Genomic DNA, 15,234 nt, shown 5'->3' on the forward strand with positions numbered 1-15,234 from the left:
GTCTTTTTAAGAGGAATGGTGGCAAAATTGAGAATTTATAAAGTGTGGGGGGTGTAAAACAAGCGGTTTTACAGGGGAAATTAGTTGGCATGATTTTTGCTTATATAAATAAGAGTAAATCAAGAAAGGAGGGAGAGCTGAATAGCCAACTATTCAGCTTGGTTGGTAAGAGTCTCAGGAGAGAGAATGACGACTATTCAAGTGCTCCTCTCCATTGTTTCAGGAACTATTGTCGGATTCGTACTTGGTTTGCCCGGCGGATCTGGATCAATTTACGGACGATACGGAATATATCATCGTGAATCCTGGTACAAACAAATATTCCTGGTGTATTTTACCTGCGGGGATGTTCAAGATCATAAATACGGCCAAGCAATTACTGCTGCAGGAAGTGGTTGTATGGCTGCTCTGGATTGCGAAAGATATCTTGATGCAAGAGGATCAAGTAATGGAGAGACAATCAGTATAACATTGAGAACAAAATATAGGGAGGATTGTAATTATGAAAGAGATCAAAACTAAGCAAGAGTTTGACGAGGCAATTTTATCAACAAAACCAGTTGTTGCCAAATTTTATGTTGAATGGTGCCCAGACTGTCAGAATACCAATTTATTCATGCCAATTGTAGAAGAAGCGTATAAAGAAAAAATAGATATGATCGCAGTAAATCGAGACCATTTTCCGGAACTATTAGAGAAGCTAGATGTGTATGGAATCCCAAGCTTTATTGCTTTTCAAGAAGGGAAGGAACTTAATCGCTTTGTTAGTAAAATCGGAAAAAGCCAGGAAGAGGTTGAACAGTTTCTCAATCAAATCGTAGAAGAAAGTGGAAAATTAAAAAGATAATCATTTACTAGTATTTAATTGGGAGGGCGCCTATCCAAAAAGATTCGGTGCCGCCTCCATACAAATCCAATACTGAAACTCAATTAGAGCTGCTCTGCTTTGTAACGTTAATCAGAGACCCGCATCAATCTGAAGCCAATAAATATTTAGTAGTTACTCAATATTTATTGGCAATATATTCAAAATCATCGGTTTTATCAACTTATTTTTTGCATAGGAACTTTACAGCGTTTAGGGCTAGAAGAGAAGAATATATAACTTTTAATATAACTTTTTTGCTTTAGGGGATTATGCTCGCATTTGTTGGAGGGGGAGTTGTCGGCGGAACAGTCGGAACTTGGCTGGCAGTGCTCTTAAGCAAACAGAAGCGTACGCTCCATTATGTATTTTCCGGTGTTGTTATGTTGGTCTCCATTTACATGCAAATCATTAATGCTGGTGTGTTAGATAGGTGAGCTACTTTATAAAATTGAGATGAGGAGATTAGAATGGCAAATATGAAGAATGAGACACATTACAAAATTTTGATTGTAGGAGGGGGCAGTGCCGGAATTACGGTTGCAGCCCGTCTTCTGCGTGAATCTCGCACTCTGAGCGGAAACATTGCCATCATTGACCCTGCGACGAAACATTATTATCAGCCATTATGGACACTTGTGGGAGCTGGCGAAGCTGACAAAACTGTGACACAAAGGGAGGAAGCATCCGTTATTCCGAGCGGAGCCGTGTGGGTACAGGATGCGGTTACCACATTTCAGCCGGATGAAAATGCTGTTGTAACAGCATCCGGAAAGAAACTGCACTACGAATATCTAGTTGTCGCTGCCGGGATTCAAATTAACTGGCATGAAATCAAGGGGTTAAAAGAGAGTATTGGAAAGAATGGGGTATGTAGTAATTACTCTTATGATTATGTTGATAGCACTTGGGAGGCGATCAGAAACTTTAAGGGAGGGACTTCCATTTTTACCAATCCGAACACGCCGGTAAAATGCGGTGGAGCTCCTCAAAAGATTATGTATTTGGCAGAAGATTATTTCAGAAAATCAGGAGTTCGCCCGCAATCTTCGGTTATTTTTGTTTCAGGTAGCCCATCCATATTCAATGTGAAAAAATATGAACAGGCACTAAATAAAATAATTGAACGAAAAGAAATCGAGACATGTTTTATGCATCATCTCATTGAAATTGATGGTGACAAGAAACGAGCGACATTTGAAAATCTGAACACAAAAGAGCGTGTGGATATGCAATATGACATGATTCATGTGGTACCACCGATGAGCGCCCCGGATATTATCAAGAATAGTTCGCTCGCAGCTAGTAATGGTTGGCTGAATGTAGATAAATATACGCTGCAGCATGAACACTTTGACAATATATTTGGCATAGGGGATTGCACAAACTTGCCTACGTCAAAAACAGGGGCTGCAATTCGCAAACAAGCGCCCGTGCTTGTGCAAAATTTACTTCATCGGATGCGTGCCAAACAAATGGTTCATAAATATGACGGCTATACATCATGTCCACTTGTTACTGGATACGGGCGGCTTATACTGGCTGAATTCAATTATGATTTAAAGCCGCAAGAAACTTTTCCTATCGATCAATCCCGTGAGAGGTTCAGTATGTATGTATTGAAGAAAAACTTGCTTCCCGTTATGTATTGGAACGGGATGCTTAAAGGTATGATGTAATAACATTTCTGATAGGCATAACAAAACAAAAGTAAGTAAGACCCTTAAAAGGAGGATGATTTATGCTACTCAAGTATTTTTATGATGAGAAACTGGCTCAAGCTTCATACCTTGTGGGATGTCAGGCTACTGGCGAAGCGATCATTGTTGATCCGTCACGTAATATAGAACCTTATATTAAAACGGCTAGAGCACATGGTGTGCGGATCGTGGGTGTAACGGAAACGCACATCCACGCGGATTTTTTATCTGGTTCACAGGAGCTAGCTTCAAGGCTTGGGGCCACATTGTATTTGTCTGATGAAGGAGGGGCGGACTGGAAATATGAGTACGCAACCGGGTATGAACACTGCTTTCTAAGAAATGGAGATGTATTTTCTATTGGAAATATGAATTTTGAGGTGGTACATACACCAGGACACACACCTGAACATATATCGCTGCTCGTAACAGATGGGGGTGCATCTACCAAGGATCCGCTCGGCATATTTACCGGAGATTTTGTATTTGTGGGTGATGTGGGGCGTCCCGACTTATTAGAAAAAGCCGTAGGGGTACATGGTTCCTCAGAAAAAATGGCACGCATGATGTTTCGGTCATTGCAACAGTTTAAAAACTTTCCAGACTATCTGCAAGTATGGCCAGGGCATGGAGCGGGCAGTGCCTGTGGAAAAGCGCTAGGTGCAATCCCGTCGTCAACCATCGGATATGAAAAACGGACAAATTGGGCATTGCAATATGATAATGAGGATCGCTTTATAGAAGCGCTGTTGGCTGGACAGCCGGAGGCCCCCCCTTATTTTTCAATGATGAAGCGGTTGAATAAAGAGAGAGCGCAGCAAATTCGAAGGATGGCAACACCACATCATATGGAGGTTTCAATAGATATTGTGCAGGAATGGACGGAACAGGGAATTGTCATTGATACGCGTCCAGCCAGTGAATTTGCCACCAAGCATATACGAGGGGTAATTAATATCCCTTATAACAAATCATTTGTAACTTGGGCGGGATGGTTGTTGGATTATGACCAGCATATATATCTTCTAGCATGCAATGCTGATGTGGCAGATATGATAAATGATCTCCAGTCCATTGGATTGGATCGCGTCATTGCAACAATGGAACCATATATCATTGAGCAGGCTGGCGAATCTGGTTCACGTGTTATGAAATATGAAGAAGTGACAATGGACATGATAGATGACGCAATTCAAACAGAAAGCATATATGTGCTTGATGTCCGAAGCACGGGCGAATGGGAGAAAGGCCATATTCCGCAGGCGAAGCATGTGATGCTTGGTCATTTGCAGGAACAGGTACACAAAATTCCGCATGGTAAACCAATTTTGGTTTATTGCAAAACTGGCGGAAGATCCGCCATCGCTGCAAGCCTACTACAAGTTCATGGTTTTAAAGAAGTACAAAGCCTTGCAGGCGGTTATGAAGAATGGAGTAAACAGAAGAAGTTGCCACCCACTAGAGGTGCTAAATGAAATCTTTGAATTTTATCATCCATGCGAAAATTTTACCATGATTGCAAATGTGTAAATACTTATGATGAGAGGGTTTTTAAAAAATGACCGCGGTATTAGGGGATTCAACCAAGGAATTCTATAAAAATAAGGAGATTTTATAAGAGAAATGGGTTGGCATGACAATTGCATATATAAAAGAGGCAAGGTACACAAGCAAACATGAGAAGGAGAGATACTCGATGAAATATAATTTTGACCAAGAAATCCGTCGACTGAACACTGACTGCGAAAAGTGGGATGATCTTGAAAATCATTTTGGCGTAAAGGATGTTATACCGATGTGGGTGGCCGATATGGATTTTCAGTCTCCACAACCTATCATCGAAGCATTAAAACAACGTGTGGAGCACGGTGTTTATGGCTACACGCTTAGACCGGACTCGTACATGGAATCCATTGTTGGTTGGCTGAAAAGAAGACATCGATGGTCCATTGAGAAAGAATGGATTACCCACAGCCCAGGAGTGATTCCAGCCCTATCGTTGGCGATTCAGTCCTTCACGCAGACAGGGGACAAAATAATTATCCAACCTCCTGTATACCATCATTTTGCTCGTGTAGTCCAAGCGAACGGCCGTGAAATTGTAAACAACCCGCTTAAGCTTGAAAATGGGCGTTATTCCATAGATTTCGAAGATCTAGAGGCAAAGATAGATTCATCGGTAAAAATGTTGATTCTGTGTAGTCCTCATAACCCGATCGGAAGGGTATGGAGCAAAGAAGAATTGACGAGATTGGGACAGATTTGTATGAAGCATAACATTCTCGTTGTCGCAGATGAAATTCATTTTGACTTTGTTTATAAGACCCATACTCACATTCCTTTTGCCTCAATATCAGAAGAGTTTGCGAACCATTCTCTTACCTGTATTGCGCCAAGCAAAACTTTTAACCTGATGGGTGTACAGACGTCAAGTATCATTATTCCAAATCAGCAACTGCGCGATAGGTATGATCGAGAACTGAATACATTATCTATTGGTTCGCCGAACATATTTGGCGTTGTTGCGTTAGAGGCTGCTTACCGACACGGAGAAGAATGGCTGGATCAGCTCCTTGAATATTTGCAGGAGAATTTGGAGTTCACTCTGAATTACTTCAGCAAAAACATCCCGCAAATCAAAGTCATCCAGCCTGAAGGCTCATATCTTGTATGGCTTGATTGCCGGGAATTGGGAGTTGAAGAAATGGATCAATTTATGTTGCGCCGAGCAAGGGTTGCCATGAATGAAGGGCAGATTTTCGGTATGGAAGGTGAAGGGTTTATGCGGCTCAATATTGCTTGTCCACGTTCGATGTTGAAAAATGCTCTGGGTGGCATTGAAAAAGCTGTCTCCTCTTTGTGCAAAGCGTAGAAATTTATTTTATAATAAATTTATTTTATTATTTCATAAAGCGCAATAGCAGAGGAGGATAATATGGCAGGCTTTATCGGCATGCAGCAGTTTATTCAAGATTACGCTGAGAACACAGCAGGAATCCTTGGTCTGGATATAACCGTGCTTGATGAAAAGGGCGTTCGTATTAGCGGAACTGGCTACTATAAAGATCTCATTGGCAAAACGGCTCCGGAAGGCTCCTTTTTCAGAATGATATTGGAAACAGGGGAGCCGGGAGTGGTTTACGATGTGAAAAAAGATGAGTCGCAGTGTAGGAGTTGTAAATTCGTAAATCAATGCAAAGAACTCGCTACCATCGGGTTTCCTATTGTAAAGCAAGACAAACCAGTTGGCGTCATCGGCATGATTGGTTTTTCCCATGAACAAAAGGAGAAAATGATTATAGAATCAGAGAATCTGATCCAGTTTCTACGCAATGTTAGTACATTGTTAGTCAATAAATTAGCAATGCTGGACCCTGATAAAGAACCGGGTTGCAAAATTCAAGAAGAGATACCGATCCCCCAAAAAGCTATTTCTTTTGAAAACATTCTTGGTAAAGATTCCGGGCTTCAAGATGTTATAAAAAAAGCTAGACGGATTATAAACAGCCCATCCACTGTTTTGATAAGGGGAGATAGCGGTACGGGAAAGGAATTATTAGCCAAAGCGATTCATTTTGAAAGCAAGCGCCGAATGCATTCATTTGTGGCAGTAAATTGCGCAGCCATACCTGAGAGCTTGTTGGAAAGTGAGTTGTTTGGTTACGAGGGCGGATCATTTACCGGCTCGAGTCGGAATGGGAAAATGGGGAAATTTGAATTAGCGCATAAAGGAACCATTTTTCTTGATGAAATTGGTGATATGCCGCTTTTCTTGCAGCCAAAGTTATTACGGGTTCTACAAGAAAGAGAGATTGAAAGAATCGGTGGAAAAAAAGCAATCGAGATTAATGTACGGGTGATTGCAGCCACTCACCGAAACTTAGAGGAAATGGTGCGAAACGGTACCTTTCGCGAAGATTTATATTATCGTCTCAATGTCCTCCCTCTCCATACCAAACCTTTGAGAGAACGGCGTGATGATATCACTTTGTATCTCGAACATTTCATTCAAAAACATTGTAAGGTCATGCAAAGGTATCCACTTAGACTTGACCCCATGCTGAAGCAATGGCTTATACGCTATGATTGGCCGGGGAATATACGTCAGTTGGAAAACGCCGTAGAATATATGGTCAATATGGCTGAATCAGATATCGTCGAATTCCATGATTTACCTGACTATCTGTTTCAACATGATCCTCTCTCTGCCGATTGTAGAGGGTTAAGTTTGGAAGAAATGATTTCTGAATATGAAAAAGAAGTAATCCAGAACTATTTTCTGACTGAAAAATATCGAAATGATAAAGAACAAATTGCCCGGGAACTAAAGATTAGCCTGTCTACTCTTTATCGCAAGTTGGAAAAATACCAATTATGTTAACTTCGTTTAAAAGATTTCTATTTTACTCATTTAAAGTTACTCGAAATGAAAGAGAGAGTGCTCATATCAATTTCTCGCCTGAGTTTTTTGTGAGGACAAAAGCGGAAGGTAGAGGTATTTTAATAATTTACTGAAAGTTCTCTAAATAATCATAAATAGATTATTCAAAAGAACAGCCAGATGAGCCTTGCATACAAAGTATTTGAACTATGAGTAAAAAGGGGGATACACTATGGGGAAATTAGAAGCAGAGATAAGTAACACCCTAGAAGAGCGAAATTCAAAAGGATCATTACAAAGGAAGCTGCAATCCAGACATTTAACGATGATGGCTATAGGTGGCGCTATTGGTACTGGATTGTTTGTATCCAGCGGATCGACGATTAGCACTGCGGGACCGGGAGGAGCGCTTGCTGCATATATTCTGGTAGGAATCATGGTCTATTTTGTCATGAATAGTTTAGGAGAGCTATCGGCCTTCTTACCGGTCCCGGGGGCTTTTGACATCTATGCCTCAAAGTATATTGATCCCGCGTTAGGCTTTGCGTTAGGTTGGAACTATTGGTATACAACCGCGATAACGGTTCCTGCAGATTTGGTGGCCTCCACTCTTATTATGAAGTATTGGTTTCCGGACTCACCTTCTATCTTGTGGAGCGCACTTTTTCTGGGTTTGTTGCTAATCTTAAATGTTTTATCAGTCAAGGCATATGGGGAAAGTGAATACTGGTTTGCCGGTATTAAGGTCATCTCGATCATCGTATTTCTCGTTATTGGGGTTGCCATGATTTTTGGAATCATGGGAGGACATACGGTCGGGTTCAGTAACTTTACCCAAGGAGATGCTCCTTTCCATGGCGGGCTTGTATCTATCTTTAGTGTTGTGCTCATCGCGGGCTTTGCATTCCAGGGAACTGAGGTGATTGCGACGGCAGCCGGTGAAACCGAAAATCCATCGAAAAACGTACCGAAAGCCATTCGGTCAATCTTCTGGCGAATCCTTATTTTCTACGTGTTGACGATTTTTGTTATCGGTTTGATTATCCCTTATACGGATCCAAACCTGCTTAAATCCGGCGTTCAAAATGTATCTATCAGCCCCTTCACGCTTGTTCTTCAGAGAGCTGGGTTGGCATTTGCAGCTTCCGTCATGAATGCAGTGCTTCTTACATCTGTTTTATCAGCAGCAAATTCAGCAATGTATGCTTCTTCACGTATGCTATGGGCACTGGCGAAAGAAGGAAAGGCACCACGAATCTTTGCACGGCTTAACAGGAAGGGTATTCCCATGTGGGCCCTTTGTACAACTGCTTTTATAGGACTTGCCTCTTTTTTGGCTTCCCTTTTTGGAAATGGTTCAGTTTTTATTTGGTTGGTAAATGCTTCAGCCCTTACCGGATTTATCAAATGGTTCGGGATTGCCGTTAGTCATTACCGCTTCCGTAAGGCCTATGTAGCCCAAGGCAGAGATCTAAATGAATTGCCGTTTAAAGCCAAATGGTACCCGCTGGGCCCGTTTATCACGCTGTTATTTTTTGTGGTTTTCATTTTTGGGCAGACCCTTTTTTATGGAGATCAAATTAGCTGGGCAGAAATTATCGCGACGTATATAGGTCTTCCTATTTTCTTGCTTCTCTGGCTTGGTTATAAAATCATTAAGAAAACAAAAATAGTTCCTCTGATGGAGTGTGATTTTGAGCGAAAAGAATAAGAGGGAAGGCTTGTGATGAATGTAAGCGTTTTATTCAAAGGGAAATTAAATTCTATTCCGTATTAATAGTATTACAAAAAAAAAGAGGTGGTTTATATGATAATAGAAGCAATCATAACAAAAGAAGCCCCAAAGGCTATCGGCCCTTATTCACAAGGTATTAAGGCAGGAAATATAGTGTACACTTCAGGGCAGCTCCCAATTGATCCTGAAACAGGAGAAATGCCTGATAATATTGAGGAGCAAACAAGGATGTCATTAGAGAATCTTAAGAAGGTTTTAGAAGCGGCGGGATCAAGCTTACAGCAGGTAATAAAAACAACGGTTTTTTTAAGCGATATGAATCACTTTGCCGTGATGAATCATGTATATGGAGAGTTTTTCTCTGATAATTATCCAGCAAGAAGTGCGATTGAAGTTGCTCGTTTACCTAAAGATGCTTTTATTGAAATAGAAGCGTTGGCTATTATTTAATTATATATAATTGAAAAGGAAAGCAGATTGATATTCTACTTTCTTTAATGTAAATATGGCCAGTCTTAAACAGAAAATATCTAAGGAGTTTTAATATGAATTTAGCACAATTTCCCAGACAGCGATATACACCAACAGATACACCCATTGAGAAATTACATCATTTTTCCGAAGTTCTTGGTGGCCCTTCTATTTATCTTAAACGAGATGATTTACTTGGTCTGACGGCTGGGGGAAATAAAACAAGAAAACTAGAGTTCCTTGTTGCAAATGCATTGGATAAAGGTGCGGATACGTTAATTACATGTGGAGGCATTCAATCAAATCATTGCCGTTTAACATTAGCGGCTGCGGTTAAAGAGAAAATGAAGTGCATTCTTGTGTTGGAAGAGGGTCTTTCAAATTCTGAACCAGATTTTAACGGTAACTATTTTCTCTATCATTTATTGGGCGCTGAACAAATCAAAGTCGTGCCTAATGGAACTGACTTAATGCAAGAAATGCAGAAAATAGCTAAAGAGGTAACAGAGAATGGACATAGCCCTTACATCATTCCGGTTGGGGGATCCAATGTCATTGGTGCAACGGGATATGTTGCTTGCGCCCAGGAGATCTTGGCACAGTCCTTTGACCAAGGAATTGATTTTAAAGCTGTTATTTGTGTAAGCGGAAGTGGAGGAATGCATGCGGGTTTGGTGGCCGGGTTTCATGGAAACCAAAGTGGAATATCAGTAATTGGAATAAACGTGAGCAGAGGAAAAGCTGAACAAGAGGAGAAAGTTTATCAGCTAGTTAAAGAAACTTTAGCACACATCGGCATTCCAAATTCAATTCCTCGTGAGGCCGTTACATGTTTTGATGAGTATGTCGGGCCGGGTTATGCTTTGCCTACACCTGAAATGGTGGAAGCTGTCAAGCTTATGGCAAGAACCGAAGGGATTTTGCTGGATCCGGTATATACGGGTAAAGCGGCAGCGGGGCTCATTGATTTAATACAAAAAGGCACCTTTAAGCCGGAGGATAACATCCTATTTTTACATTCTGGCGGCGCCTCATCGCTATACGCGAATACTTCTCTCTTTAATTGAAATTTGATTATTATATGGTGATAGTGTGAATCAAAAAAACAATAAAAATAGAAGGAAAGGGTAATATCCGGTTCTGGTTCTAAGATGCATTTATTTGAAAGAGGTATTTAGAATCAGTCCCATACAGCCATACCAAATAGTTGATGAAAGAACTTCATCTGATTTGGTATGGACTTGAACAATGTTTTCTCCTGCTGTGGGATAGAAAATGATGAAAATTATCCCGTAAATAGACTATTAAATAAGGTTTGTTATGGTGCATTCGTCAAAAATGAGCTGGATGAAAATTTCCGGCTCATTAGAATCATAGTTTTCAAGAAAACATTCACCATAATGTACATGTCCTTTCCTTCCACATATTCAGTTTTCAGTCATTGGTTCAATCCCATCGTCTTCCAATAGAAAAGCTCCATTTGGCTAAGCAGCTTACAGCTTAACCAAATGGAGCTTTTAAGGGGTATTTGAGATTTCCTTTTTTTTTTGTAAATGTAGTTAAATCTCTTGTTTAAATTTAAATCTATAATCGATATACGTTTTTTCTTTGTTTGGCATTTTATCGACAACTGGAGATTACATACGGGAAAAACAGTTGTTTTTTTCTTTTCTTTTCATCAAATTCTAAAAGTTTCATCCAATAATTGATAAATGACAAGCATTAGAATGACATCGTTCCCTGTTGCTTTGTTTAACTTGCTGTTCTATTCCAAATTAATGGCCATTAACCGTCATCAACATCTGATTAATCACTTACAAGTTCATCCCATAACAGTGGACCGCTAGTAGACCCTACAGCAATAGATATATTCTTTTGAACCTAAGGATAAATAATATGAAGCGATAAAATGGGTTTATCCTATGGCGATTTAAAAATTCTTTTGACCATTATGTCCGTTTGAAGATTTTCCATGTCAACTATTAAAAATAAGTATTCATAGCTTCCTGCCTTAACAGTTGCGAAAGAGCCAATCCCTTAGGAGAAGCCCCCATATAGTATTAGTATATTCAGTCAGAAATGAAATTCCCTCGTTTTTTAGTTTATATGGGCCGCTGGGGATCAATGGATGGAAACGAATTTATTCCTCAATTCCTCTTCCGTTACTTCGATCTTTCCTTTCAAATCTTCAGCCAGTAATACATAACTTTTCACGCCAATGAATTCTGAATGTGATATTAAAAAGAATTTTGTTCCTTTTTTATACGCAGAAGGATCATCTTCAATCAATTTAAACATTTTCATCCTTTTTCCACCTTGGATATCATATTCGTAACGCATGTATTGATAACTGCCTTTGGAGTAGACGTAATTGCATCGAACAAGTTGAAAAGGAATTAGGTCACTACTAAGATACAACTTCTTCTTTTCACTTTTTATATCATTGATATTTATGGGCGGTCAACTATTTTTATTGGTTGATACAAGAACCAACTGGCATTGTCATTTGTTTGTAAATTATGATTATTCCTAACTTTCTGTGGAACTGCCTATCGTTGAATGTTAAAATTCAGTTGGAAAACAGTGATTCTTTATACATAAGAAAGAGAAAAGAGAGGCAATGAATTTTTTAAAAGGCTCTCAATAAGTGTTTTGGAAGGTGTGGAAATATTGAAACCAATCATATTTGATGTAGATACTGGGATTGATGATGCTATGGCAATGGCATATGCTTTAAATTCCCCTGAATTGGAAGTGCTCGGATTTACCACTTGCTTTGGAAACGTGCCCGTTGTTGAATCGACCCGCAATACGCTTGCCGTTTTGGAGAAATTAAATAGGCGCATTCCGGTTTTTGAAGGTACTGACCAAACTTTGGTGCGCGGAAGGAAGAAGAGGTATCCCAAGCATGTACATGGGGAAGACGGGTTAGGAAATACCCTTCGGTTTGAACCATCCATCAAAGCATCACAAGGAAATGCAGTAGATTTCATTATCCATCAAGTGCAAAGCCGACCGCATGAAATCACGATAATTGCAGTTGGACCACTGACTAACATCGCATTGGCGATTAAAAAAGCCCCAATGACCATGTCCTTAGTAAAAGAGGTCGTTATTATGGGCGGTGCCGTAAACGTACCAGGAAATGTAACCCCTTATGCTGAAGCAAACATAATATCAGATCCTGAAGCAGCTGATCAGGTATTTGCTTCAGGACTGCCAATCACCTTAGTGGGGCTTGATGTGACGCTGCAAACATATCTTCTGAAATCGAAGCTTGATGATTGGCGTGCCACTGGTAAGGAAAGCGCCGAATTTTTAGCGGAAATGACCGATTATTATATGAAAGCATATGAAAACTCCCATCCAGGTTTGGGCGGTTGCGCCCTTCATGATCCGCTTGCAGTCGGGGTTGCGATTAATTCAAGTTTTGTGAGTGCAGAATGGATGAACATCAAGGTGGTGACCGAGGGTGAAGAAACAGGCAGGACAATCGGTCAAAAGGATGGCGAACCAAGAATCCGCGTCTGTACGAATGTGGAAAGTGCTCGGTTTGTGAAACATTTCTTGGAACGGGTTATATGACATTGAATCATGTATTAATTATAAAGGCTGTCTTTTTTTCCAGAACTTTTGGGAAGAGATGGCCTGTTTCTGTTGAATAAATAGATCGGAGTCAGGCCGAATTATTATAGTGGCATTCAAACTTTAATCAAACGTTTGATTAAAAAGAAAGTCTAAAGTCACTATTATAATGGTGAAAACTATATTATTGGATAATGGTTCAGAATTATTGGGTATAAAGAACTTTTTTTACCATAAAAAAGTAAAATGTTTAAAATTATTTAAAAAATGGGTTTTGAAATATGGAAAAACAGGTACATAGACTTTCATAATGCCATATTTAGGTTTTTTTGCATAATCATAATTTACCATTTTTCGACTTTGTGGTTATTTATATGGCAGAAAATGTATGGTTCTATTAAAATGTACTATATAAGATAAAAGGAGGAGTTTTTTTCTATGTCACAAATTCGCGTAACACCTTCAGAACTGAAAGATGTAGCCAGACAATATGATAATGAGAGCCAACAAGTAACTGATATGATTGGTCGTTTAGATAGAATGAGAGATCATTTAACTGGTATTTGGGAAGGTTCTTCCAGTGAGGCTTTCGTAGGCCAGTACGAAGAATTAAAGCCTTCATTCATGGATATGGCTCGCTTGTTGAATGAAGTTTCTCAACAATTGAATAAATCAGCTCAAATCCTTGAAGACACAGATAATCAGATTGCTAGTCAAATTCGCGGATAATCATTAGGTCAATGAGATAAAGAAATTTCTAGGAAAAAGCGCCGCGACTCTTTATGAAGATCGTGGTGCTTTTTTGCTTTAAAGAGGTGATTTCCATATATATTCAACTAACGATCGATTTAAACAGGTATACAGGGGAAGTATTTGATTTGCAAGTGTCGAATTACCGCTCCATCAAAAAGGTTGTGGAAATCATATGGCAGGTAAAGGATATTGCCAGTGCACCTAAAGAAGGCTATTGGGTGCGGGTCCAGAATAAAGAGTTCGTATGTTCAGGTTATGAAACCCTGCTTGATAGCGGAATTACGACGGGGGACCGCCTAGAGATCCTCTAATGGGTCAAGTGTGGACTCTTTATAGGAAAAAAGTCTAAAGCCCTTTAGCAGGGGTAAAGGAGTTACATAAAATGGATGAGAAAAAATCCTCATATCTGGAGAAAAAAACAGAAGCTGCAATGATGAAGGATGATAATGGGCATTTGTTCGTTTTCCAACGGGCAAAATTATCGATGCAAGACCCATTGGAATTACAGCTTATTCATGAAGCGGATGATGCTCTCCAGAAACATATAGAAGTGACAGAGGACGAGGTGCAGATCAGAGTAAATCCACCAGCCTCTTTTTTTGTTTTTTCTAAAGCTAAAGATAAAAATCCCTTGAGTAGATGGTTATCGTCTTATCAAATCTTGAAGAAAATCAGGAATCATGAATTGAGTCGCCTGCAACTTGTCGTTTGTCCGGAAAATATCGTTTTTGATGCAAGCTTGGCCCCATATTTCCTGCATTATGGCGTAAAAGACAGTTTGCCTCCTTATGAGCATAATCAGGATGAGCTATTTAAAGAAACGAAGGCAACGATTTCAGCGCTTGTGGATGGGCAGTATACATTCGAAGAGTATCTGCTTTACCATAAAACCCTGAAACTATCGAGCGAATCACAAAGCATATTGGCAGCGGGGACTTGGGATGAACTTTCCACGGTCATTCAAAATCGGATAGAAGATTTAGAGAAGGAAGAAAAAGCATTTGTGCATATCCCTGAAAAGAAATGGAAAACGGGCCGTTATACACTTTGGGGTACGGTGATCGTTCTAGTGCCGCTGCTGTTGTTTACGATTTACACACTATTCTTCTCCCAACCTAAGCAGGAGGCATATGTAGAAAGCGGTGAAAGCTTTTTAAAACAAAAATACAGTGAAGTCATTGACCGGTTGGAGAACTACGATCCGAAAAAAATGCCTTATGTCGTTCAATATGAACTGGCGAAGTCCTACGTCGCTTATGAACCTTTGGATGGTGTCAGAAAGAAGAATGTAGAAAATGCAATCACTTTGCAGACTGATAGCCAGTATCTCTTATATTGGATTTATATAGGCAGGGGTATGAGTGAAGACGCAATCGATTTGGCGAGAATCATGGAGGATCGTGAATTGATTATGTATGGACTCGTAAATCTGAAAGAACAGATTAAGTTGGACGATAACCTTTCCGGGGAAGAAAAGGAAACGCAAATTAAAGAAGTCGATACGGAGCTATCCCAATATGAAAAGGAACTAAAGGAATTGAAAAAGCAATTGGAGGAACAGCAAGATGAGAACCAGCCTTCAACAGAGTCGAATTTAGAGGACAAAGGCGAAACGGAAGCAAAGCCTGCTGTAAAAGAAGAAGCGGAAAACGAACCTGCTTCTGGTGAGAAAGAGGAAAGTAAGGATTCCTCCAATAAATCATCTGAAGAAAAAGAGAAAAGCAAAGAGTGAGCAATGGGCCTT

Annotated in this window: 14 protein-coding genes and 1 pseudogene; 14 read left to right on the forward strand and 1 reads right to left on the reverse strand. The window is 39.9% G+C overall.

Annotated elements, in window-relative coordinates:
• Positions 1–274 precede the first annotated feature (274 nt).
• The 10 genes and pseudogenes from ACIQZD_RS22940 to cuyA form a co-directional block, all read left to right on the forward strand.
• Positions 275–522, forward strand: a pseudogene (locus ACIQZD_RS22940) (NAD(P)/FAD-dependent oxidoreductase); the annotation flags it as partial.
• A complete protein-coding gene (locus ACIQZD_RS22945) occupies positions 503–847 on the forward strand; it encodes a thioredoxin family protein (protein WP_096340872.1) in 345 nt (114 codons plus the stop codon). The pseudogene ACIQZD_RS22940 and the gene ACIQZD_RS22945, both read left to right, overlap by 20 nt.
• 290 nt (positions 848–1,137) lie before the next feature.
• A complete protein-coding gene (locus tag ACIQZD_RS22950) occupies positions 1,138–1,302 on the forward strand; it encodes a hypothetical protein (protein ID WP_402906697.1) in 165 nt (54 codons plus the stop codon).
• Positions 1,303–1,344: 42 nt separating this feature from the next.
• Entirely contained in the window at positions 1,345–2,544 is a 1,200-nt protein-coding gene (locus ACIQZD_RS22955) for an FAD/NAD(P)-binding oxidoreductase (RefSeq protein WP_402906737.1), read from the forward strand.
• A gap of 62 nt (positions 2,545–2,606) precedes the next feature.
• Positions 2,607–4,040: an MBL fold metallo-hydrolase gene (locus ACIQZD_RS22960; protein WP_402906699.1), complete on the forward strand. Its 1,434-nt coding sequence runs from the start codon at positions 2,607–2,609 to the stop codon at positions 4,038–4,040.
• Positions 4,041–4,261: 221 nt separating this feature from the next.
• Positions 4,262–5,437: a MalY/PatB family protein gene (locus ACIQZD_RS22965; RefSeq protein WP_350300992.1), complete on the forward strand. Its 1,176-nt coding sequence runs from the start codon at positions 4,262–4,264 to the stop codon at positions 5,435–5,437.
• Positions 5,438–5,500: 63 nt separating this feature from the next.
• Positions 5,501–6,946 carry a sigma-54 interaction domain-containing protein gene (locus tag ACIQZD_RS22970; RefSeq protein ID WP_402906702.1) on the forward strand — a complete coding sequence of 482 codons (1,446 nt, stop codon included), beginning with the start codon at positions 5,501–5,503 and terminating at the stop codon, positions 6,944–6,946.
• Between the two features lie 232 nt (positions 6,947–7,178).
• A complete protein-coding gene (locus tag ACIQZD_RS22975; protein ID WP_402906704.1) occupies positions 7,179–8,657 on the forward strand; it encodes an amino acid permease in 1,479 nt (492 codons plus the stop codon).
• Positions 8,658–8,753: 96 nt separating this feature from the next.
• A complete protein-coding gene (locus ACIQZD_RS22980) occupies positions 8,754–9,131 on the forward strand; it encodes a RidA family protein (protein WP_264640119.1) in 378 nt (125 codons plus the stop codon).
• 95 nt (positions 9,132–9,226) lie between these two features.
• Positions 9,227–10,219: a D-cysteate sulfo-lyase gene (cuyA, locus tag ACIQZD_RS22985; RefSeq protein WP_402906707.1), complete on the forward strand. Its 993-nt coding sequence runs from the start codon at positions 9,227–9,229 to the stop codon at positions 10,217–10,219.
• A 1,054-nt stretch (positions 10,220–11,273) separates the two neighbouring features.
• On the opposite strand, the gene ACIQZD_RS22990 is transcribed toward cuyA, so the two are convergent.
• Positions 11,274–11,456 (reverse strand): hypothetical protein, encoded by a 183-nt coding sequence (locus tag ACIQZD_RS22990; RefSeq protein ID WP_101225656.1) that lies wholly within the window; start codon positions 11,454–11,456, stop codon positions 11,274–11,276.
• Between the two features lie 366 nt (positions 11,457–11,822).
• On the opposite strand from ACIQZD_RS22990, the gene ACIQZD_RS22995 reads away from it, so the two are divergent.
• The 4 genes from ACIQZD_RS22995 (at position 11,823) to essB (ending at position 15,222) form a co-directional block, all read left to right on the forward strand.
• Positions 11,823–12,737 (forward strand): nucleoside hydrolase, encoded by a 915-nt coding sequence (locus ACIQZD_RS22995; RefSeq protein WP_402906710.1) that lies wholly within the window; start codon positions 11,823–11,825, stop codon positions 12,735–12,737.
• A 438-nt stretch (positions 12,738–13,175) separates the two neighbouring features.
• Positions 13,176–13,466: a WXG100 family type VII secretion target gene (locus ACIQZD_RS23000; RefSeq protein WP_034306171.1), complete on the forward strand. Its 291-nt coding sequence runs from the start codon at positions 13,176–13,178 to the stop codon at positions 13,464–13,466.
• A 95-nt stretch (positions 13,467–13,561) separates the two neighbouring features.
• The gene (yukD, locus tag ACIQZD_RS23005; RefSeq protein WP_053537134.1) at positions 13,562–13,801 is read left to right on the forward strand and encodes an ESX secretion system protein YukD; all 240 of its coding nucleotides are present in this window, start codon (positions 13,562–13,564) and stop codon (positions 13,799–13,801) included.
• A 71-nt stretch (positions 13,802–13,872) separates the two neighbouring features.
• Entirely contained in the window at positions 13,873–15,222 is a 1,350-nt protein-coding gene (gene essB, locus ACIQZD_RS23010; protein ID WP_402906712.1) for a type VII secretion protein EssB, read from the forward strand.
• Positions 15,223–15,234: the final 12 nt, after the last annotated feature.

Source organism: Peribacillus sp. NPDC096447 (genome assembly GCF_044762725.1).
Classification (GTDB): Bacteria; Bacillota; Bacilli; order Bacillales; family DSM-1321; genus Peribacillus.